Raw genomic sequence first — 21,822 nt, forward strand, 5'->3', positions numbered from 1 at the left:
ATTCGCCGGTCGTTTTGCTTTCAGAGCATGTTAGAAGTTTTCGGGCACGCTTTTTATCAGGTTATTCACTTTGCTGCAATGCCCACATCGAGGCATATTGCCCGCCTTTGGCCATTAACGTGTGATGATCCCCCTGCTCTATCAGCTTACCTTGTTTCATCACAATGATATGATCAGCATCGACTATGGTAGATAAACGGTGAGCTATCACTAAACTCGTCTTGTTGCGACTGACCTGTTTTATTGCTTTCAAAATGGCCTGCTCTGAATGGCTATCTAGCGATGAAGTTGCTTCGTCAAATACTAAAATTTCTGGTGCTTTTAAAATAGTTCGCGCTATGGCAACCCGTTGTTTCTCACCACCGGACAACTTTAAGCCACGCTCACCCACCATAGTATTTTCACCGTCAGGTAAACTGGCAATAAACTGGTCTAAATGGGCTAATTTTATTGCCTCGCGCACTTGTGATGTTGATGCTTGTGGATCGCCATAATGAACATTAGCCAACAGTGTATCGTTAAATAACACGGTATCTTGCGGAACGATACCGATATGTGCGCGAAGACTATGCTGTGTCACCTCGCGAATATCTTGCCCATCAATTGCTACATTGCCACAAGTGGTGTCGTAGAAACGAAACAGTAGTTTGACCAGTGTCGATTTGCCAGAACCGCTATCACCCACCACGGCAACTTTTTGTCCGGGTGCAATCGTAAAGTTCAGCGCTTTTATCACATCTCGCTTGCCATCGTAGCTAAAACCAACGTTATTAAACGATATTACACCTTCACTCACCTCTAGTGGCTTAGCATCTTCACTGTCAACCACCTTAGGTGTTTTCGCCAACAAGCTAAACATGTGCTCGATATTTGCCATAGAGCCTTTAATTTCGCGATAGACAAAGCCCAGAAAATTCAGTGGTAAAAATAGCTGCATCATAAACGCATTAATCAGCACAAAATCCCCTAACGTCATTTGCAGATGCGTTACTTGATAAGCTGCCATCGCCAACATGCCCGTCATAGAGATGGCAATAATAAGCGCCTGACCACCATTTAATGCAAAGAGTGACAAACGGTTTTTAATTTTTGCCTGCTCCCAAGTGGCTAATTGTTCGTCGTAGGCATTTGCTTCGTAACGCTCGTTTGTAAAATATTTAACGGTCTCGTAATTTAGTAGGCTGTCAATTGCACGGGTATTGCTGGAAGAATCAGCTTTATTAGCTTCGCGTATATAGCGAGTGCGCCACTCTGTCGCTTTTACTGAATAACCAACATAGCAAACAATAGAAGTGAGCACAGCAAGTGAAAAGGTTAAACCGTAGTTATAGCCTAAAATGCCAATCACCAAGGCTATTTCAAACAAGGTGGGTACTATGTTAAACACCATAAAGCGCATTAAAAAGCTGATGCCAGAGGTGCCACGATCAATATCTCGCGATAACCCTCCCGTTTGACGGTTTAGGTGAAAGTCCAATTCTAGTTGATGCAAATGTTGAAAGACTTTCAGCCCAATGCGACGAATTGCTCGTTCTGTCACTCGGCCAAATAATGTGTCTCGTATCTCGGCAAAAATAACAATTGAGAAACGCACTAAACCATAAGCCGCAACTAAACCAAGCGGCACCAGTAACAAGCTTTGTTTGTTGTTTTGATCTAATGTATCAACTAGGTCTTTTAGAATAAAAGGTAAATAAACGCTGGCTATTTTCGTCAGAATTAAGCAAGCAATCGCAATCGATATACGCGTGCGAAATTCGAGTAAATATGGCCATAGTGTTTTTAATACACGCCAATTTATCTCGGTGACTTCATGATCAGGGTGGTGGCTTCTACGGGGCATATTGCTAAAGCACTCTTAATTTATTTCGCTACACGACGAGTTATGGTTCAAACGATATTGGCTAATTGATTATTTAAATTGATAACAGACTAAAAAATCGAATAGCTAAGTCTCTGCTATCTCTTTGGTAAGTCTAACATTTATTTTCATACGCTAGCTAAAACTAAAATTGAAGTTAAACTAAGCATACGGATCACACCCAAGCATAGATGCAAAAAATCATTGCATAGCACTAGTGACAATCGCTCAATGGCAAGGTTAAGCTAAAGCTTACAGGTTGTTTTATATACTGGTAGTTAGATATTTATGGATGAGTCAATTTTACAGTTAGCAGAATACCCCAACGCCTTTGGCAAAATGTTTAAAGTAACTCAAGAGGACATAGACGGCTTTGGTCATGTTAACAACGCTGTTTACTTAAAATGGCTTGATGCCACGGTATGGGCGCATACTCGATATGTTGGTTTAGATGAGCAGACTTGCCAATCACTTAATCGCGGTATGGCGGTAGTTCGCCACGAACTTGATTATATTAGTTCAGCTTATTTGGATGATGAGATTGCCGTGTTTAACTGGCTCTCTGCCAACGATGGTAAACTTCGGGCAAGCCGCACTTTTCAAGTTGTTAGGATAAAAGATAAGAAAACCTTGCTACGTGCGAGAACAGATTATATTTGCACTGATTTAAGCACAGGGCGCCCAAAACGTATGCCACAACAATTTGCCGAGTCTTATCAAATAACCTCAAAAGCCGAGGCTACTTCGCCTAAAGCGCAAGCCATTCCCGCTTAACTTATGTGATGGTTTTGCGTTAGTTACATGTAAGTCTCTATCAATGGGATCGTGCGAGCCAAGCGGCTCATCACGCTCCCAATAAAGACCAAGCACAATCATTCTCTAACTGATTACCCCATTAAGATCCCAACGCCAAATGCCCCAATAGCAGTAACTCCAATATTCCAAATTAGTGTTCTAGCGCCGGTAACACCTAGCACGTAGCTAATGGCATACAGCACGCGTGCGCCAGCGAATATAATAGCGCTCCATTGTGTTAAAACGTTTGAAATACCGCTGTGTGCGGCAATAAACACCAAAGGTGCAAACACAACAGCGGCTTCAACTGAATTTCGAATAGTACGTTCAATTCGGCCCAAAATCGCAGGTGGGTTATCCAAAGGTAAGTCTCTGTTGCCTGATACATAAGCAAAATTAGAGTTTGCAACTAACACCATTGCCTGTGTAAACAAGGTAAATAGGATGGTTGTACAAAAGATGTAAAGCGAAAGTAATTCAATAGACATGGTTTATTCTCCTTAATTAATTTATTTAATTTGTACTGCGCAATACAAATTAAATATGGCAGAATAAATAACACAGTTCAATCTATTTTGTTTAGGCTAGTACAAAATGCCAAGAAATCGCAGTTTTAATGAAGATGAAGTCCTTTACAAGATCATGTGGACTTTTTGGGAGCAAGGCTATGAAGCAACTAATCTCGGCCACCTTGAGGCTGCTTCATCCTTGCCAAGAACTAGCTTGTACAATGCTTTTGGCAATAAAGCTGACATTTTTGCCCAGATTCTTTCCTTGTATCATCGAGTAATGGAGGGGCATTTCGCTGAAATGACCGCAAAGCCAACTATGAATTCATTAGTTAGCGTGTTTGAAGCAATGCTTGACAGGCAAAGTGAAGAAGGTAAAAAGTTTCCGTTAGGCTGCCTGATGGTAGGAGCCGCATCTCAACGTTCAGTACTTGAAGAAAGGCATATTGAACTAGTACATAGCTACAGGTCGATGCTGGTTTCAAGAGCTCATGATACTTTGAAGATAAATCAAGAAGCTGGCGAAATTAGCGCCAATATAAATGTCGCAGAATCTGCCGAATTTCTGGTTTGTGTTGCATGGGGAGCGCTGCTAACGCAGTGTATAGATGCGGGAGGAAGTAGCGTGAAATCGGCTGTGGCAACGCTTAAACAAACCTGTATTAACTGGTGCACATCACCATCTGCACTGGCTTAGTTTATCATAGCAGTTAAGGCGTAATATCATACGCCAGATCTGAGCTAGTTCAGATCTGGCGCGGATAACAACACGTAAATGTTTTGCCTCTCAAGACCTTATGGCTCAAGTTTTATATTGTGCTTACCGTGCTCTTGTTTGGCAGCAAGATAATTAGCGTTATCATCTTTTAAATGAACTTGAGTATTGACCACCTTAGTCACTTCTACGTGGGTAGCGAGTGCTCTCGCTTTTCTTGGGTTATTGGTCAGTAACTTAATACGTTGAATATCAAGCGCGTCCAACATGGCAAATGCATGTTCGAAGCTGCGTTGATCATCTTCAAAACCTAAGTGATTATTGGCTTGATAGGTATTTAACCCTTGGCTTTGCAGTACATAAGCATCAATTTTGTTGTAAAGACCAATGCCTCTGCCTTCTTGGCGCATATACAGAATAATACCACCCTGCTCCGCCATCACATTGATGCTTTCATCTAGTTGTTCACCACAGTCACAGCGTGATGAATGGAACACGTCACCAGTTAAACATTCTGAATGCACGCGCACCAATGGTACATCTTGATTTAAATCTGCTTGTTTGAACACCATGGCGACGTGCTCATTATCTTTATCAAAACCAGTGAAGCTAATAATTTCTGCGTCGATATCACTGTTTTGGCCAACTTTAAGGCTAACTCTGGCTCTAATTTCTGACATATCTCTATTTGATCTCTTTGCGTTTATTAGTTTTACGGCAACTAATAAAATTAGATCGCGGATTTTACTCCTTGTTCACTGAAATGGCGAACTTTTCTAGGTAACTGCTTAGAAAACTTACGACAAAGTTATAACTCAACCAAGAACGTTTATAACACATAAAAAGTGTGGGTATTTTTTAGATAACCAAAGAATCTAACCTCTTAAGGGGCATCAACTACAATTAATAATAGTGTTCACACATATGAGGATGTATTTATGAGCGCTATATGGAGAAATCATGCCATGCACTTAGCCAATATGATTAATTGCAATAAGGAGACCGCTGCACATCTGTATTTGGAACAGCTGATGCTATTCCCGCTTGACGTGCAGGATAAAATAATAGAAGAAATTAGTAACTTGTCGCATTGCAACAGTGATGCCGTTGCAGACATTATAGGGCGCTACTCTATGCCTGAGTTAAGGTAGCGCAAATGAGAGCAACACGAGTAAATCTGGCCACTATAACTAAATGCGCTGACCAGATTAGCTAGACTATTGAATTTGGTATACGCACTAGCGACTTAGCTGTTGCTCTCTCAGTTTAGCTACTTCATCTCGTATCGCAGCAGCTTGTTCAAATTCTAGATTTTTAGCATGTTCAATCATTTTTGCTTCAAGCTGCTTAACTTGCTCATCAATTTCCTCAAACGAAAGCGTTTTATAAGCAGCTTTTTGCTCGGCCACTTTATTGGCGATCAATTGCTCTTCAGGATCTAAGCCAACGTCCATCACATCCGTAATTTTACGCTTCACCCCTTTAGGTGTGATGTTATTGGCTTTGTTATGATCATCTTGTTTAGCACGGCGACGTTCTGTTTCATCAATTGCTCTGCGCATTGAGCCAGTAATGCGGTCAGCATATAAAATCGCCTTACCATTCACATTACGCGCCGCACGACCGATGGTTTGAATGAGTGAACGCTCTGAGCGTAAGAAGCCCTCTTTGTCAGCATCTAAAATAGCGACTAAAGAAACTTCAGGCATATCTAAGCCCTCACGCAGCAAGTTAATACCTACGAGCACATCAAACTTACCTAAACGAAAATCGCGAATAATTTCTACCCGCTCAACGGTATCGACATCTGAATGCAGATAACGGGTTTTAATATTGTGCTCGTCTAAGTAATCGGTTAAGTCTTCGGCCATACGCTTAGTCAGTGTTGTAGCAAGTACACGTTCTCCTAGCGGAATGCGTTTGTTAATTTCTGAAAGTAAATCGTCCACTTGAGTGTCAACAGGGCGTACCATAATTTCTGGATCAAGCAGACCCGTTGGCCTAACCACCTGCTCAGCAACTTCGCCTGAAGATTTTTCTAGTTCGTAACCACTTGGCGTTGCCGACACATAAATGGTTTGTGGTGCCAGCGCTTCAAACTCCTCGAATTTCATCGGACGGTTATCAAGCGCAGATGGCAAGCGAAAGCCATATTCCACTAGGTTCTCTTTGCGCGAGCGGTCACCTTTATACATGGCGCCAATTTGCGGCACAGTAACATGTGATTCATCAATCACTAGCAAGCCGTCATCCGGTAAGTAGTCAAATAAAGTCGGTGGCGCTTCACCTGCTTCGCGACCTGATAGGTAGCGTGAGTAGTTTTCGATACCTGAGCAATAACCAAGTTCAGTCATCATCTCAATATCAAACTGAGTGCGCTGAACAATACGTTGCTCTTCTATCAGCTTGTTATTATCTTTTAACTGCTGAGCGCGATCTTTAAGCTCAATTTTGATCGACTCTACCGCTGCTAATATTTTGTCGCGTGGTGTCGCATAGTGAGTTTTAGGGTAAACAGTAACTCGAGCAAGCGTGCGCTCAACCGCGCCGGTTAGCGGGTCAAATTCACTTATTTTTTCCACTTCTTCGTCGAACAGTTCAACACGTAATGCAAGGCGATCAGATTCTGCTGGAAAAATATCAATCACGTCACCACGCACACGATATGTTGCCCGTTGAAACGCCAAATCGTTGCGGGTGTATTGCAATTCAGCTAAGCGGCGCAAAATATCGCGTTGATTGATGATATCGCCCTGACGCAAATGCAGCATCATCTGCAGGTACGAGTCAGGGTCACCCAAACCATATATCGCCGATACCGACGCAACAATTATAACGTCTCGTCGCTCTAGCAATGCTTTAGTGGCCGATAGTCGCATTTGCTCAATATGATCATTTATCGATGCATCTTTCTCGATAAATGTATCCGTTGTCGGCACGTAAGCTTCCGGCTGATAGTAATCGTAGTAAGAAACAAAGTATTCAACGGCATTGTTCGGGAAAAACTCTTTCATCTCCCCATAAAGCTGAGCCGCTAAAGTTTTATTTGGCGCCAGCATCATGGTTGGGCGATTTAATTTGGCAATAACATTCGCCACCGTAAATGTTTTACCTGAGCCAGTTACGCCAAGTAGTGTTTGATGAGCAAGACCTGAGTCTATGCCATCAAGCAATTGTGCTATCGCAGTTGGTTGGTCGCCACTTGGCGTATAATCAGAAACTAATTCAATTGACTTCATGTCGACTGCGGCTCCGCATCTATATTTTCATCGATAAATTGGCGCGTAAATGAATAGTAAGAGATAAATGCCATGACTAAATTGCCCAGCAGTGCACCAATAAAGAAACCTTCTAGGCCATATAAGTAGCTACCTAGGTAGGCAAGCGGCACATAACAAACAAATAAACGCACAACTGATAGCACTAAAGCAACAATAGGCTTGTGCAGTGCATTAAATGATGAATTAGTCAGAATAATAATACCTTGTAAGCCATAGCCCAGTGGCAAGGTGTAAATGAATAACTTGATAAGATCGGCCACCGCTTGTTCTTTAGCAAAAGCGTCTGCAACCCATGACGATATCAGAATAAGAATGGCATAAATTAATACTTGCCAAATCATCACGAATTTCACTGATGTGCGGTACGCCTGCTCAACTCTCGCCATATTACCCGCACCAAAGTTTTGGCTAATAAATGGTGGTAAGGTCATCGACATCGCCAATACCACTAAGCTAGCGATAGATTCAATTCGCGAGCCAACACCAAAGGCCGCCACTGCAGATTCACCGTAGCCCGCAATAATTGCTGTCATAATCGCTGCGGCAATAGGCGTTAACATATTTGCGCCAGCGGCAGGCAAGCCAATGTGTAAAATGCCTTTGCACGACTTAAGCAAGCTGTTAATCGGAATCAAATGAGCGTGAATAAGCTGTCGTTTATTGACCAAAATATGAAGGACTAACGCTAAGCCGACAAGCCATGACACTAAGGTAGCAATTGCAGCACCTTTGATTCCCATCGCTGGTATTGGGCCAAGGCCAAAAATAAACAAAGGGTCTAATACTGCATTAATTAAACCAGCACTGCCCATAATAATGCTCGGTGTTCGTGTATCCCCTGACGCACGCAGCACCGCGTTACCAATCATTGGACCAATTAAACAGACACTGCCTAAATACCAAATGTCCATGTAATCGTGAATAAGTGGTAGTAAGCTATCGCTTGCACCAAGTAAGTGGAAAATTTCATCAGTAAAGTAATAGCCAATACCCGATACTATCGAGACAATTACAGCGGCTAAATACATAGCACTGGTTGCGTTGTCTTTTGCCGTTTCTTTGTCTTTTGCACCTAAGTATTTTGCAATGACTGCTGATGTGCCTATGCCTAATCCTATGGTTAGGCTTAACACAGTAAAGGTGATTGGAAAGGTAAAACTTACTGCAGCTAGCGGCTGTGTGCCTAATAAGCCAATAAAAAACGTGTCAACCAAGTTAAAGGTCATCAATAGAACCATGCCGTATATCATTGGAATGGTCATATTTTTCAAGGTTGGCCCTACCGGATCGGCCAGCAAGTCGATCTGGTTTTTATGTTTTGTGTCGGTCATGTACTTAATTGATTACCGTATGTAACTGGTCAAACGAACAGGGAAGGTTCTTAATGTTCTTCGCACGCTTTGTGTTTTTGTGTGCTTTGCGATACCGCGAAACAACTATTGTAAAAGATAGTGATAAGACTCGCTATTGCTATCTTTTATTTCACCTAGATTGATTCGCAACAAAGTGTAAACACTTGCTGTGCTACCACATAAAAGTTCTGCGCATAGATTAAGCACATAGAACAAGCCCTGCCAGCGCATCATCGCAAAAACAACACACAGATACTCGACAAAATCGATGAATCGCCTAATAAACAGGCTGCACGGTGCAACATTGTACAAAACACAAGCTATCTTGTTGTTTATAAAAGGTATCGTGACAACTAGTTAAATTTTAACCAACGCGCTACAGGCCCCATTTTTATTCGCAATTACCAACTATTACACTTTAACTCACACAGTTATCCACAATTTAAGTGGATAACTCGTCGAAGTTACTGAGTTGTTTAAGCTCACTGCTGATAATTCACTTATGGTAGTACGCTAAATACGGAGTGTAAGTCCAATCAATACAGTAGTTAACAGGTAAGAGTTATATAGCTTGGACAGACACGTTAGAGAATATTTGATACTGAAAAAACTTTGATGAAAACACGGATTGCTCTCTGCGCTAATTAACAGGCAGAACTAAACAGAGAGCAAGTTTTTCCCTAGTTTTATAAATATTTTTTTAGAAAATTAACATAAGCTTCAGACGCTTCAATACGGTTGCTCTTATTTCTAAAACCATGACCTTCATCGTCAAACAACACATAATCTACTGGCACATTGTTTTTGCGAATTGCTTCAACCATTTCATCGCTTTCAACCTGTAATACGCGAGGATCGTTGGCACCTTGCACAATCAGCACTGGTGCTTTGATATTGCTAGCATGGAACAACGGAGAAATCGCGCGGTGGCGTTCTTCGTCTGTCGCAGGGTCACCCATTTCTTGATACAAGCTTTCTTTAAACGCTTCCCACCAAGGCGGAATACTTTTAAGTGTGCGAACCCAATTAGTTACACCAAAAATATTGATGCCAACTTCAAATTCATCGGTAAACGCAAGACCCGCCATGGTTAGGTAGCCGCCATAGCTACCACCTATCAAGCCAATTTTATCAGCGTCTACCCAATCCAATGATTGCAGGTACTTTTTACCGTAAACAATGTCTTTTAAATCAACATCGCCGTGCTTTTTATCGTCAAGGTGGTAGAAGGTTTTGCCATAACCGGACGAACCTCGATTATTAACGGCAAAAATCGCATAACCATGGTTGACCAAATGCTGCCTTGCCGCAGAATAACCGGTTCTTGATTGTCCGCCTGGACCACCATGTATCCATATTAGCGCTGGTACCTTGTTGGTACTTGAAGCTTGATTAGGCTTGAACAACAAGCTTGGTATAGGCAACTCATCATAGCTATTAAAACGTACAACACTACTTGCTACTAAGTGTTGCTCGTCCATTTCTTTCGCTAATGTATTGGTTAGCTTGATGGGTGCATCACTGCCAAATTGATAGGTATAAAGATTGGAAGGAGAAGTATCTGAGTTCAACAAGAAATTAACAACGCGTTCATCAGACGAAAAGTTTACACCGCGAATATCGCCTGCTGCTAAATTTGGGATGATGACTTGCTTACCACTTGTTTGTTCACCACTTGTTTGCTCAACATTTGATTGATCTACATTGGCTAGTTCAGTAATAGTTACCGTTGTGCTCGCATCTTCGTTCACCCCCATCACACTGTACTTGCCAGTAGGTGAATACACTAAATAAGCTACATCCCAGTTTAAGTCGGTGATTTGTTTGTGCTCACCAGTTTCAATGTTATAAGTCCATGGCTGAGAAAACTCGCCGTTAAGATTAGTTGAATACGCCACTGTGTTATTGTCAGGTGAAAAGTCCAGTAAGTTAACTTCAGCATCATTGTCATCATCAGACAGATTGATCAATTTACCACTACTAACGTTCGCAATAATTAAATCCGTATCTGTATTGCGGTTAGATTTTGAAAGCCCTATCCACTGCCCATTTGGTGTGACACCGCTGATAAAATAGTTATTGTTATTTTCAAAGAGTAACTCTCTGCTGTAGTCTTCAACACTATATTTATACAAATCAAACACTTTAGCATCGCGTTCATTGGTCGCTATATAAAACCACTTATCACTTTCGTGCCAACCAACAAATGATGCTTTTAAGTTCTCACCCGGCGTTAAGTCTTTTACGGTGCCATCTGGTGACTGAACATAAACGTGATTGAGCTCATTGCCGCCTTGGTCAGAAGAATATAAAAACCGATCATCGGTTGGAAACCAATCAACAACCCAAATAGCGTCTGTGGTCGATTGGGTCAGTTGTGTGGGCTTATTGCCATTGAGCGGATATTGGTAAGCATTGTAGATACCTGACTCGTCAGAGCTCACTAAGGCATATTCGCCAGAATAATTGATGCGTGAGCCATAAATACTAGTGGTTTTGAAAAAGGTTTCGGCTGAATATGTTGGTATTGTTGGCGTTGCTTCTGCTAGTTTTGCAGCTTGTGCATCAGGTTTTGCGGCGGACACCGCTTCTTGATTGGTGTTACCAGACTCGCTACACCCAAATAGCAAGCCCATAATCACCAATAGCGATGATATTTTATGGTTCATTTCACGTTCCTTATTGTAATTAGTCGATACCTCTGACCATATTTTTATTGTTTTATCGCTACCCTCAATGTTTCTAGTGCTTTTCAACTAACTCCTAATAAATCAATAACAAGCAAGCTAGAAGTGTAACGACAAAACTGAGAATAGTTGACTCAACTGAAAGGGTCAATTAGAGCCGTTTGCGGGGTGTTAAGTATCGAAGAAGTTAAACAGAGTGATATAATTGAATGATTGGAATGAATGGCGTTACTCATATTAAGTGATGTGAACTGATGTGCACTGAGCTTTTAATGACAACATCAAATTGCATTCCTCATTGCCATACAAATAAATAAGCTACTATCTAAATAATGCAGACTGAAGACTTTCGATTAAAACATCCACAAACACTTGTAGGTATCAGCAGGCAACCTTAGAGATATCAGCTAATTGTGCGCAAAATTACCACCACTTGACCACATATTCAGCAAACGATCTAATTGTGAAAGAATTTGTCATTTTTGTGTTGACACTCTCACTAACGGGCTTTAATATTCCGCCCCGTTAGCGAGGCAAGCCTGTTAAACGGTATGTTTCACTACTGATATAAACACTATTCCCCTGTAGCTCAGTTGGTTAGAGCGGTGGACTGTTAATCCATGTGTCGTCTGTTCAAATCAGACCAGGGGAGCCACTCTTTTTTAAGAGTAAAGATAATGACTAGGTAAATCAGTTGTTATTAAATCATATAGTGTTAAAGAAAGTAAAAATTTATTCCCCTGTAGCTCAGTTGGTTAGAGCGGTGGACTGTTAATCCATGTGTCGTCTGTTCAAATCAGACCAGGGGAGCCACTTTCTTCTAAAGAAAGAAAAATAGAATTAAAGGTAATGGCTGAATTTGTTAGCGGTTATCAGAGCGAAAGCTCAACGTAAAAGTTTATTCCCCTGTAGCTCAGTTGGTTAGAGCGGTGGACTGTTAATCCATGTGTCGTCTGTTCAAATCAGACCAGGGGAGCCAATTTCTTCTTGTACTTATTCATTACTAATAAATTGGTTAGGCAATAAGTTAAGAAAAAGCCCATCAAACGATGGCAGTAAAAGTTTATTCCCCTGTAGCTCAGTTGGTTAGAGCGGTGGACTGTTAATCCATGTGTCGTCTGTTCAAATCAGACCAGGGGAGCCACTTAATTCACTAGCAAGTGAAACAGAAAAGACCATCATTTGATGGTCTTTTTTTTCGTCTAGAAAATCTCACTAGCCCTGCTCCAGGCCACATTAACCAATTTAAATTGTGGTTAGCAAAATACTGGTCTCACTGGCAATAATCCCTTCTATCTCACGAACGATACGCAAAACACGGTCAAACTCAACCAAATTGCTGGTATTAATTTCAGCCACTAAGTCCCACTTACCGTTAGTGGTATGCAGTTTAACCAACTCAGGAATGCCCCTTAGCTGCTGAATAACTTGCGAGGTTGAACGGCCAATCACTTCAATCATCATCATAGCTCGCACCGTATCTTGCTCAAGCCCTTCATGAGCGCGAATCGTAAAACCTAAAATTGCCCCTGTGGTAATTAATTTATCGATACGACTTTGCACCGTCGCACGTGATACTTTGAGTTGTTTCGCTAACTCAGAAACAGGCGCACGGCCGTCATTACGCAGCAAGGCAATCAGCGATTGATCTAACGCGTCGTAACGATGTGGATTGAGCGTTTTTAATTCAAAGTTATCATTTTGCATAACTTAGCTTATCTATTTGTATATTTTGACTATCAATTTACCACATTATTACGCTTTTTGTTTAGCATGCTTGGGGGTTAGCCTAGCAATATATTGTACAAAGCGAATTTCATTATGTTATCAACTCACGCTAAACCAACTAAAACCACTCTAACAATTGCCGACTTAAATTGTTCAGGATCAGAGGTACACGCATCAGAAACAACTCAAGCGCCAATACCAGCGCCAACACAAGCACCAATGCAGGCAGCTATTCAAGCACCCAAGGCTGTAGTGATGGTGCGCCCGCATCAATTTAAGCCGAATCCACAAACGGCAAACGATAATACTTTTCAGGTAAACGACAAGATTACGCTGAGTCAGCAACAAATTGCTAAACAAGCGTTTGATGAAGTGAGTCAAGTGGCTAACAAATTATCTACCCTAGGGGTAAAAGTGCATTTGTTTGAAGACAAAATGTCGAATACCCCAGACGCTGTTTTTCCCAACAATTGGTTTTCAACTCATAGTGATGGTCACTTTTATTTATATCCGATGTACGCAGAAAATCGGCGCCTAGAAAAACGACACGACATTATTGAGCACTTGATTGCTAATTATCAGGTTGACCAACTAACGGATCTTTCGTGTTGGGAGCAAAAACAACAGTTTTTGGAAGGTACCGGCGTATTAGTGATCGATCACCTAAATCACTTGGTCTATGTCACACGCTCAAAACGTGCTGATGAAGCGCCGCTGATGGACTTTTGCCATCAGCAAAACTTGTCGCCAGTATTTTTCAATGCCACCGATCGCCAAGGTAAAGCTGTTTATCACACCAATGTACTGATGTGCGTGACGACTGGTTTTGTCATTATTGCTGATGAAATGATTCGCGATAATAAGGAGCGCGAGCAAGTACTTAAGTTTATTCACAATAGTGGTAAAACTCATATTTCACTAAGTGAAATTCAGATAAATCAGTTTGCTGGCAATATGTTGGAACTTAGCGGTAGCGAAGGACGATTTATCGCGATGTCAACCACAGCTTATCGGTCGTTATCAAAACAACAAATCGCAATACTATCGGAAAAAGCACGAATCGAAACTTTTGACATTCCCACTGTTGAAATGGCGGGTGGCTCAATTCGCTGTATGCTGGCAGGTATTCATTTAACGCCCTCTAAAAAGTTGCATACATAGCATTAAAAATGTATGTGTGCACAAATACTTAGAATACGCTAAGGTAAGGCGATTCGAACAATAATCTCGTAGAACAAATAAGGAGGTCGTATGTTTGATCAGATCTTTAATGCCACTGTTGGAAACATCAACAACTTGTTGTGGGGCTCTGGTCAACTACTCATTTATATACTGGTATTTGCCGGTTTCTGGTTTTCCTTCAAATTGAAATTTGTCCAGTTTGCCCATTTTCGCCATATGTTTTTCGTGATGAAAAACAGCACCAAAGGCGATAGTGCCGGCATTAGCTCTTTTCAGGCGTTGTGTACTGGTCTATCTGCCCGGGTTGGTACGGGTAACTTGGCGGGTGTGTCAGTGGCAATTTCGCTAGGTGGCGCTGGTGCTGTTTTTTGGATGTGGGTGATTGCCTTTTTGGGCATGGCAACAGGCTTTGCCGAAAGCATTTTGGGTCAACTCTACAAAGTAAAAGATGATCATAAAGAATATCGCGGTGGCCCTGCTTACTACATAAAAATGGGCTTGAATAAGCCTTGGCTGGCAGTTGCATTCGCTATTTGTTTATTCTTGGGTTATGGCTTTAGCTTTAGTGCGATGCAAGCCAACACCATTAGCGATGCGCTAAATCACGCCCTAGATATTCCACATATGTATTCAGGTCTCGCGATTACCTTATTTGCCGGTGTAATTGTTATGGGTGGTTTTAAAAGCATTGCCCGCTTTGCAGAGCTAGTCGTGCCGTTTATGGGGATTGCCTATATTTTGGCGGCGCTAACGGTTGCTGCCCTTAATATTGAGCACATCCCTGCCCTAATTGGTGATATTTTAGCTTCTGCCTTTGGTTTACAGGAAGCAGGGGCAGGCGCGCTCGGTGCCGCCATTAAAAATGGCATTCAGCGGGGTTTATATTCGAACGAAGCGGGGGCTGGCTCTGTACCTCACGCCTCGGCAAGTGCTTCCCCTACTCCTAATCACCCTGTCGCACAAGGTTATGTGCAAATGCTCGGCGTATTTGTTGATACGGTTGTGCTTTGTACTTGTACTGCCGTGATTATTTTACTGGCCGACCTGCCCATGAGTGGTGAAATGGAAGGTATTCGCCTAACCCAAGATGCAATGACCGCCCACATCGGAGATGGCGGCGTTTATTTTGTCGCCGCTGCAATTACCCTATTTGCTTTTACCTCGGTGGTTGCTAACTATGCATATGCTGAGAGTAATCTGCACTTGTTTAAGCTAGACAACAATCTCGGACGCGGTATTTATACTAGTTGTTATTTAGCCATGGTGCTGTGGGGTGCAAATGCGTCGCTATTTCATGTTTGGGCGATGGCTGATATGGCACTAGGATTGATGACGCTGGTTAACATTTTTGCCATAGTGCAATTAACTCCAACGATTAAAGCATTGTTTAAAGACTATTGTCAGCAGCGCACGAATCAAATGTCGTTACCAGCTCAGAGTCAAATTAAGCCTGAAATCAGCTTCTCTGCACAAAATATCGACTATCAAGGTAAGCTCTATTCAGGTATTTGGGATAAGAAATAGAGTTTTTATTCAATTTTTACTGATTTAGTGAAGATTTAGTAAAATTAAGGGTTGCTTTTTCACGAGAAGCTGGCATGTTAAATAGCAACTGCAGACGGTCAACCGTTTGTTTAAGTGTTAACGTTAACCCTATTTAATCTCTGTCCAATATTAGTTATTCAGTAACTAACCGGTTAAATAGTTTTACTTTAATTGGATATTTATTCGCAGTCGCTTCAATAAGTTAAAACACTGCACCTCATACAATTTGGAAAAAGGAGTAGCACTTCAATGTGTTCGATCTTTGGTATTCTTGATATTAAAACTAGTGCGTCGGCACTTCGCCCTACTGCGTTAGAATGTTCTCGTCTTTTACGTCATCGCGGCCCAGACTGGTCTGGCATTTACACTAGTGACAATGCAATTTTAGTGCACGAACGTTTAGCCATTGTTGATACTGAGCACGGCGCTCAGCCACTTTATAACGAAGATAAAACACACGTTTTAGCGGTTAACGGTGAAATTTATAACCACAAAGCACTTGCGGCGAGTTTAACGGTTGATTACGAATTCCAAACGCACTCTGACTGTGAAGTTATTTTACCGCTGTACAAGGAATTCGGCGCAGAGTTTATTGATAAACTGCAAGGCATGTTCGCTTTCTGTTTATACGATGAAAAAGCAGATCGCTACATTATCGCTCGCGACCACATTGGTATTATCCCACTTTACACAGGCTATGATGAAGACGGTAACTTCTATGTTGCCTCAGAAATGAAATCATTAATGCCAGTTTGTAAAACGGTTAAGGAATTCCCTCCAGGCCATGTGCTAGACAGCAAAACTGGCGAATTGCGCAAATACTTTAAGCGCAACTGGATGCAATACGATGCAATCAAAGACAACCACACCAGCAAAGAAAAGCTGCGCACGGCGCTTGAAGATTCAGTGAAAAGTCACTTGATGACCGACGTACCTTACGGTGTGTTGCTATCAGGCGGTTTAGATTCATCACTGGTGTCTGCGATTACGCAAAAATATGCCTCGCGCCGTATTGAAGAAAATGATTTATCAGAAGCTTGGTGGCCAAAAGTGCACTCGTTTGCCTGTGGTTTAGAAGGCTCACCTGATTTAATTGCTGCGCAAAAAGTGGCCGATGCGATTGGTACGGTGCACCACAATGTTGTGTTTACCGAGCAAGAGGGTATCGACGCGCTAAAAGAAGTGATTTATCACTTAGAAACTTACGATGTCACCACTGTTCGTGCTTCAACGCCGATGTATTTAATGGCGCGTAAAATTAAAGCCATGGGCATCAAAATGGTGCTTTCTGGCGAAGGCGCCGATGAGATTTTTGGTGGTTACTTATACTTCCACAAAGCGCCAAACGCACAAGAATTCCATGAAGAGTTACTGCGTAAGTTAGATAAGTTACATATGTTTGACTGCTTACGAGCGAACAAATCAATGTCGGCTTGGGGTATTGAAGCTCGCGTACCATTCTTGGATAAAAACTTCCTTGATGTTGCAATGCGCATTAACCCAGAAGATAAAATGTGTGGCGGCGGTAAAATGGAGAAAAGCATTTTACGTGAATCCTTTGAAGGCTACTTGCCAGAAGAAATTTTGTGGCGCCAAAAAGAGCAGTTCTCGGACGGTGTCGGCTACTCGTGGATTGATGGTTTAAAAGAATATGTTGAATCGCAAGTGAGCGATCAGCAGTTGGCAAACGCGGAATTTAAGTTCCCAGTTAACACGCCAGATACCAAAGAAGCTTACTTCTATCGCACTGTGTTCGAAGAAAAATTCCCGCTAGAAAGCGCCGCGAAATGTGTGCCAGGTGGTAAATCAGTAGCCTGCTCTACTCCGCAAGCACTGGCTTGGGATGAAGCATTCCAAAACATGGCCGACCCTTCAGGCCGAGCAGTACAGTCGGTACATAACGACAGTTACTAGCTAACGTTGTAAAACGATTGTTATTAACAATGAGAAAGCGCTACTAAACTATCAGTAGCGCCTTTTTTATTTAAACTTTTCCTTTAACACACAACAAATAAGATTATTTACACTTGTCAGTTAATTTTTAGTGAAAATTACTTTAAAGTAGTGACATCTAAGCCATAAACCCCGTGAAACAGTTAGGATCTCCTGTTTTGACTAACCCAATCGACGACAATATTCCAAGTATTAAGCCTGATCTTGATCAGGTTGAAGCCTACCGCAGTACGAAAAAACCAAGCAAATCGGGTTCATCAAAAGCACCAACACCGCAACATGAGCCAAGCCAACCAGCACCAAAGAAAAGCTCTGCTTTAGGTATTTTAAATAACCTTATTATTTACGGCGTAATTGCGGCTGGTGGTTATTGGGCATTTCAACAAGATGTAAAACGCGAGCAAGAGCTTATTTCCGCTGAGAACCGCATTCTTGATTTAGAACGTCAGCTATCGGCAACTGATGAAGAAATGGGTGAATCAACGGTTGCGATGCGCGCGAAACTCGAAGGCTTAATTGAAAAGACTGATAAGCTATGGAGTGAGATGGATAAGCTGTGGGCATCGGCGTGGCGTAAAAACCAATCACAGATTAAAGAGCTACGCTCTAAAACCATCAAAACCGACAATAAGCTAACTGAAACCAACACAGAAATTCTCACCAACAAAACGGCGATTATTGAGTTAGGCGATAAGCAAAGCGCAACGGCATTTAATATTAATGCACTTACCGATCAACTAGGTAAGGCTCAGTCGGTTAAACAAGAAATCGAAAAGCTTGCTAGTCAGTTATCTAGCTTAGAAAACAAATCATCGAGTCGCGATCAACAACAAATAGAATTAGCCACTATGGTTGCTGAGCTTGATACATCAGTAAAGCTATTGATTGAGCGTATGGAACGCCCTGCTGCTGGCGCTTCAACAACCGCGACTACGCCACCACCTGCGCAATAGCATCAAGCATTTCAACCAAACTCAAATAACACAAATAAAAATGCCAATCATATGATTGGCATTTTTTCAGTTGAACTTGTGCAACTAACGTTAAACTACAACCAGTAATTTAGCTGTACAGACAATAGATGAACGTTAGTATCATAGTCAGCGGTTAAATTAGCGTTGGTTATACGCTGATCTTGCACATTGTATTCAAATTCATTGATGCTAGTGTCTTTCATCCACATATAGCCATAGGCTAAGTCTAACGTCCAATCACTATTGAGTTGCCAGTTGCCACCAATCGTCCACCAAATTCGATCATCAGTTGGAATACGTGCAGTTCTTCGCTCTTGTGGAATTGGGCTAGTGTCATATGCAACACCAGTTTTCAATTTAACCTTAGGCGACCACTGGTACGTTACACCAAGCGCTAATGCAAAAGTGTCTTCCCACTTTTCTGGTATATAGGCAATGTAGCCATCTTCATTTAAGTCAGCTTCTGTTACTTGCGAAATAGGGCCAGTTTCTTGTTCGCTTATAATGCTGATGTTGTCGAACTCACTCCAATCCATCCATTGCAATGATGCTTGCAACGATAGTTCAGGAGACACTGCTTGGTTAACACTAATTGAAAAGTTCTGTGGCAGGGTTAAGTCCATTTGAGCGGCTTCTTTTTCAAGCGGTGACGAAGCCAATAAGCCAGTGTTTAAATCAACGGCTGGTAACTCTGGAGCAACGACAAATAAATCATCACGCCCGCCAGCTGCCGCGCCAACAATAGGCACATTAGTAATTTCAAAATCATTTGCTAAGGTCAAATCAATTGCGGAGTTGTAAACAAAAGCAATGCTTGTTGAACTATTTGGCTGCCATAGTGCTCCTAATGTGGCACTGACTGCCCAATCGCTGCTATCTAGCTCATATTGAATATCGCAGTAGTTACTGTTGTGAACATCACCTAACCCCAATGGAGCATAGGCAGCATTAATAAAGTCTGCATTTTCACAAAGGCCACCGATATCTTTAAAGGCGGTTAAGCGCCCTTCAGCATACGAAATGCTAATACCAAGGCCTACCGAGAACTGCTCGGAAACTTGATACGCGAGTGTTGGCTGTAAACTGATAATGGTTAGTTCAGTATCTTGTGCAAAGTTTCTGCCGATGAAGTTTTCGTCGTAAGTACTTGAAATAGCGGCAGGAGCATATAGACCTACACCCCATGCCCATTCATCGTTAATCGGTGAGGCATAAAATGCATATGGCACCACCTCACTAATATCAAAGTCACCGCTGGTTTCTCCAGAAACAGGCTGACCAAGTACGTTGGTGGCCGACACATTAGAATATTCAGACTGACCAAAGATATAACCACCACCGATGGATAAGCTAGCACCTGGCAGTTTTGTTAACCCAGCAGGATTGGAATACAAGATAGAAGCATCTTCAACTACCGCACCACGCCCTGCATAAGCATTGCCCATGCTACTAGTTGATTGTTCATAAATTTTAAAGCCTGCGGCTTGGGTAATTTGAGAAAATGAAGATGAAAGAAGAAGAGAACTAATAATTATTGATAATTTTTTATACTGCATAAATTGTTGTAATACTGTTGTAATGCAATTTCATCTTATATCTGATGAATAATATTTCAAACAACTATTTATACTATTTGAACGATAATTGATATTTACGAACAATATGTAGCCATATTGTATTTTCGTTATTCAAGCTCATTCAACCAAACATAGTATTAGCAAGTAAAGATTATGTTTTATGCTTTATAAACAACAGATTATTGTATATTAAATACACTCACCTTTATTTTTAGTGAACTCTGGGAACTACAAAATCAATGCGTAAAATCTTTAAATTAAATGTGCAATTACAACGTTAATGAGTCATTAAAAATGTAGTTGCCAGTTTAAATCTGTTGAACTTTTATGCATAAACCACACTGTATATTGAATATTTATTCACCAAGTACATTAAGAGAATCTAAGATTAACCATTGAAAATAACTCGCACTAATGGATCACAATTACGTTGGTTTAAAACTGGTTACTGCTATGGCGAGTAGGATTTAAGCCTCAGCTTAACGTCAAACTGAGACTTAAAGGGGTCAAGCTTAGCGTTTGCTAACTTCTACTAGATAAGCGTGATGATTCACTTATAACGCATCAACAATATCTTTAACCAGTTTTGGCCCTTCATAGATAAAGCCAGTATAGACTTGAACCAACGAAGCGCCTGCGGCAAGCTTTTCTTTGGCATCTTCAACTGATTGAATACCACCAACACCAATAATAGGTAGCTGCCCTGCTAAAGCTTGCGCCAATTGCTTAATTACAATCGTGCTTTGCTCTTTGACTGGAGCACCGCTTAAGCCGCCTTGTTCATCGCCATGCGGCAAATGCGCAACTTTATCGCGAGCAAGCGTGGTATTTGTCGCAATGACCGCATCAATATCATTTGCTTTTAAGCAGTCAGCAATGCCTTCAACTTCTTCTTGCGTTAAATCTGGTGCAATTTTTACTGCAACTGGCACATATTTACCGTATTGCTCAGCAAGCGATTTTTGCTCGACTTTTAAAGCCGCAAGTAACTCATTTAACGCTTCACCATATTGTAAAGAGCGTAAACCTGGCGTATTTGGCGAAGAAATATTTACGGTAATATAACTGGCGTAGTCATAAACTTTACGCATACAGTGAATGTAATCATCTTTCGCATTTTCTTCTGGTGTATCTTTGTTTTTACCAATATTAATGCCCAAAATGCCTTTGAAATTAGCTTTTCGCACTTGCTCTACTAAGTAATCAACGCCTTTGTTGTTAAAGCCCATTCGATTAATCACAGCATTAGCTTCTTCTAATCGAAAAATGCGTGGTTTAGGGTTACCCGGTTGAGGCCTCGGCGTAATAGTGCCAATTTCTACAAAACCAAACCCCATCGCAGCAAAGGCTTGAATACATTCGCCGTTTTTATCAAGACCGGCAGATAAACCTACCGGATTAGGAAAGCGAATGCCCATCACTTCCACAGGCTTGTCTTGCACGGTTTGTGTGTATACGACTTTTAATGGTGAATTTCCGGTTACATGCAACCCTTTGATAGTGAAGTTGTGAATAGCTTCTGGATCAAATTGAAACATCATCTTTCGAATCGCCGAATACAACATGGTTTTCCTCTTGTTTAAGTTATGAGTTAAGTTATAAGTTAAATTATGAATTAAATACAAAAAGTCCCTGCTTAGCAGGGACTTTAATAGAGCAACTT

Annotated in this window: 16 protein-coding genes and 4 tRNA genes; 11 read left to right on the forward strand and 9 right to left on the reverse strand. The window is 41.5% G+C overall.

Features of this window, described 5'->3' with window-relative positions:
* Positions 1-61: 61 nt before the first annotated feature.
* Positions 62-1,843: an ABCB family ABC transporter ATP-binding protein/permease gene (locus DXX94_RS02635; RefSeq protein WP_116013687.1), complete on the reverse strand. Its 1,782-nt coding sequence runs from the start codon at positions 1,841-1,843 to the stop codon at positions 62-64.
* 306 nt (positions 1,844-2,149) lie between these two features.
* Between DXX94_RS02635 and DXX94_RS02640 the strand changes: the two genes are divergently transcribed.
* Positions 2,150-2,635, forward strand: a complete 486-nt coding sequence (locus tag DXX94_RS02640; protein ID WP_220348016.1) for an acyl-CoA thioesterase — start codon at positions 2,150-2,152, stop codon at positions 2,633-2,635.
* Positions 2,636-2,748: 113 nt separating this feature from the next.
* Here the strand turns inward: DXX94_RS02640 and DXX94_RS02645 are convergent, their stop codons facing one another.
* Positions 2,749-3,144: an MAPEG family protein gene (locus DXX94_RS02645; protein WP_116013688.1), complete on the reverse strand. Its 396-nt coding sequence runs from the start codon at positions 3,142-3,144 to the stop codon at positions 2,749-2,751.
* A 106-nt stretch (positions 3,145-3,250) separates the two neighbouring features.
* Here DXX94_RS02645 and DXX94_RS02650 point away from each other — a divergent pair, with 106 nt between their 5' ends.
* Positions 3,251-3,862 (forward strand): TetR/AcrR family transcriptional regulator, encoded by a 612-nt coding sequence (locus DXX94_RS02650; protein WP_116013689.1) that lies wholly within the window; start codon positions 3,251-3,253, stop codon positions 3,860-3,862.
* A gap of 98 nt (positions 3,863-3,960) precedes the next feature.
* Here the strand turns inward: DXX94_RS02650 and DXX94_RS02655 are convergent, their stop codons facing one another.
* Complete coding sequence (locus tag DXX94_RS02655) at positions 3,961-4,560, reverse strand: GTP cyclohydrolase II (protein WP_116013690.1); 600 nt, start codon at positions 4,558-4,560, stop codon at positions 3,961-3,963.
* Between the two features lie 258 nt (positions 4,561-4,818).
* Between DXX94_RS02655 and DXX94_RS02660 the strand changes: the two genes are divergently transcribed.
* A complete protein-coding gene (locus DXX94_RS02660; RefSeq protein ID WP_116000432.1) occupies positions 4,819-5,031 on the forward strand; it encodes a hypothetical protein in 213 nt (70 codons plus the stop codon).
* An 87-nt stretch (positions 5,032-5,118) separates the two neighbouring features.
* Here the strand turns inward: DXX94_RS02660 and uvrB are convergent, their stop codons facing one another.
* The 3 genes from uvrB to DXX94_RS02675 all read right to left on the reverse strand — a co-directional run bounded on the left by uvrB (position 5,119) and on the right by DXX94_RS02675 (position 11,182).
* Positions 5,119-7,119, reverse strand: coding sequence for an excinuclease ABC subunit UvrB (gene uvrB / locus DXX94_RS02665; RefSeq protein WP_116013691.1), 2,001 nt, complete (start codon positions 7,117-7,119; stop codon positions 5,119-5,121).
* Complete coding sequence (locus DXX94_RS02670) at positions 7,116-8,492, reverse strand: MATE family efflux transporter (RefSeq protein ID WP_116013692.1); 1,377 nt, start codon at positions 8,490-8,492, stop codon at positions 7,116-7,118. The genes uvrB and DXX94_RS02670 overlap by 4 nt, the downstream gene beginning before the upstream one ends.
* A gap of 707 nt (positions 8,493-9,199) precedes the next feature.
* The gene (locus DXX94_RS02675; protein WP_116013693.1) at positions 9,200-11,182 is read right to left on the reverse strand and encodes an alpha/beta hydrolase family protein; all 1,983 of its coding nucleotides are present in this window, start codon (positions 11,180-11,182) and stop codon (positions 9,200-9,202) included.
* 596 nt (positions 11,183-11,778) lie between these two features.
* Here DXX94_RS02675 and DXX94_RS02680 point away from each other — a divergent pair.
* From DXX94_RS02680 to DXX94_RS02695, 4 genes are all read left to right on the forward strand, one after another.
* Positions 11,779-11,855 (forward strand) — tRNA-Asn (locus tag DXX94_RS02680).
* An 81-nt stretch (positions 11,856-11,936) separates the two neighbouring features.
* A tRNA-Asn gene (locus DXX94_RS02685) sits at positions 11,937-12,013 on the forward strand.
* 89 nt (positions 12,014-12,102) lie between these two features.
* Positions 12,103-12,179: transfer RNA gene (locus DXX94_RS02690), tRNA-Asn, on the forward strand.
* Between the two features lie 88 nt (positions 12,180-12,267).
* A tRNA-Asn gene (locus tag DXX94_RS02695) sits at positions 12,268-12,344 on the forward strand.
* Between the two features lie 101 nt (positions 12,345-12,445).
* Here DXX94_RS02695 and DXX94_RS02700 read toward each other — a convergent pair.
* Positions 12,446-12,907: an Lrp/AsnC family transcriptional regulator gene (locus DXX94_RS02700; protein WP_116013694.1), complete on the reverse strand. Its 462-nt coding sequence runs from the start codon at positions 12,905-12,907 to the stop codon at positions 12,446-12,448.
* A gap of 114 nt (positions 12,908-13,021) precedes the next feature.
* On the opposite strand from DXX94_RS02700, the gene ctlX reads away from it, so the two are divergent.
* The 4 genes from ctlX to DXX94_RS02720 all read left to right on the forward strand — a co-directional run bounded on the left by ctlX (position 13,022) and on the right by DXX94_RS02720 (position 18,561).
* Positions 13,022-14,089 carry a citrulline utilization hydrolase CtlX gene (ctlX, locus tag DXX94_RS02705; RefSeq protein WP_258872084.1) on the forward strand — a complete coding sequence of 356 codons (1,068 nt, stop codon included), beginning with the start codon at positions 13,022-13,024 and terminating at the stop codon, positions 14,087-14,089.
* Positions 14,090-14,191: 102 nt separating this feature from the next.
* Positions 14,192-15,634 carry an alanine/glycine:cation symporter family protein gene (locus tag DXX94_RS02710; protein WP_116018251.1) on the forward strand — a complete coding sequence of 481 codons (1,443 nt, stop codon included), beginning with the start codon at positions 14,192-14,194 and terminating at the stop codon, positions 15,632-15,634.
* A gap of 270 nt (positions 15,635-15,904) precedes the next feature.
* The gene (gene asnB / locus DXX94_RS02715; protein ID WP_116000437.1) at positions 15,905-17,569 is read left to right on the forward strand and encodes an asparagine synthase B; all 1,665 of its coding nucleotides are present in this window, start codon (positions 15,905-15,907) and stop codon (positions 17,567-17,569) included.
* Positions 17,570-17,766: 197 nt separating this feature from the next.
* Positions 17,767-18,561, forward strand: a complete 795-nt coding sequence (locus DXX94_RS02720; protein WP_147302233.1) for a hypothetical protein — start codon at positions 17,767-17,769, stop codon at positions 18,559-18,561.
* Between the two features lie 95 nt (positions 18,562-18,656).
* On the opposite strand, the gene DXX94_RS02725 is transcribed toward DXX94_RS02720, so the two are convergent.
* Complete coding sequence (locus DXX94_RS02725; protein WP_116013696.1) at positions 18,657-20,138, reverse strand: OmpP1/FadL family transporter; 1,482 nt, start codon at positions 20,136-20,138, stop codon at positions 18,657-18,659.
* 575 nt (positions 20,139-20,713) lie between these two features.
* Positions 20,714-21,724, reverse strand: a complete 1,011-nt coding sequence (pyrD, locus tag DXX94_RS02730) for a quinone-dependent dihydroorotate dehydrogenase (RefSeq protein WP_116013697.1) — start codon at positions 21,722-21,724, stop codon at positions 20,714-20,716.
* Positions 21,725-21,822: the final 98 nt, after the last annotated feature.

This window comes from Thalassotalea euphylliae, assembly GCF_003390375.1.
GTDB classification, from domain to species: Bacteria; Pseudomonadota; Gammaproteobacteria; order Enterobacterales; family Alteromonadaceae; genus Thalassotalea_F; species Thalassotalea_F euphylliae_A.

Bases quoted from the DNA above. Each gene is read 5' to 3' on its own strand.
- DXX94_RS02660 (WP_116000432.1), top strand. From the start codon at position 4,819: ATGAGCGCTATATGGAGAAATCATGCCATGCACTTAGCCAATATGATT.
- uvrB (WP_116013691.1), bottom strand. From the start codon at position 7,119: ATGAAGTCAATTGAATTAGTTTCTGATTATACGCCAAGTGGCGACCAA.
- DXX94_RS02670 (WP_116013692.1), bottom strand. From the start codon at position 8,492: ATGACCGACACAAAACATAAAAACCAGATCGACTTGCTGGCCGATCCG.
- DXX94_RS02650 (WP_116013689.1), top strand. From the start codon at position 3,251: ATGCCAAGAAATCGCAGTTTTAATGAAGATGAAGTCCTTTACAAGATC.
- asnB (WP_116000437.1), top strand. From the start codon at position 15,905: ATGTGTTCGATCTTTGGTATTCTTGATATTAAAACTAGTGCGTCGGCA.
- pyrD (WP_116013697.1), bottom strand. From the start codon at position 21,724: ATGTTGTATTCGGCGATTCGAAAGATGATGTTTCAATTTGATCCAGAA.
- DXX94_RS02725 (WP_116013696.1), bottom strand. From the start codon at position 20,138: ATGCAGTATAAAAAATTATCAATAATTATTAGTTCTCTTCTTCTTTCA.
- DXX94_RS02640 (WP_220348016.1), top strand. From the start codon at position 2,150: ATGGATGAGTCAATTTTACAGTTAGCAGAATACCCCAACGCCTTTGGC.
- DXX94_RS02635 (WP_116013687.1), bottom strand. From the start codon at position 1,843: ATGCCCCGTAGAAGCCACCACCCTGATCATGAAGTCACCGAGATAAAT.
- DXX94_RS02645 (WP_116013688.1), bottom strand. From the start codon at position 3,144: ATGTCTATTGAATTACTTTCGCTTTACATCTTTTGTACAACCATCCTA.
- DXX94_RS02655 (WP_116013690.1), bottom strand. From the start codon at position 4,560: ATGTCAGAAATTAGAGCCAGAGTTAGCCTTAAAGTTGGCCAAAACAGT.
- DXX94_RS02700 (WP_116013694.1), bottom strand. From the start codon at position 12,907: ATGCAAAATGATAACTTTGAATTAAAAACGCTCAATCCACATCGTTAC.
- DXX94_RS02675 (WP_116013693.1), bottom strand. From the start codon at position 11,182: ATGAACCATAAAATATCATCGCTATTGGTGATTATGGGCTTGCTATTT.
- ctlX (WP_258872084.1), top strand. From the start codon at position 13,022: ATGTTATCAACTCACGCTAAACCAACTAAAACCACTCTAACAATTGCC.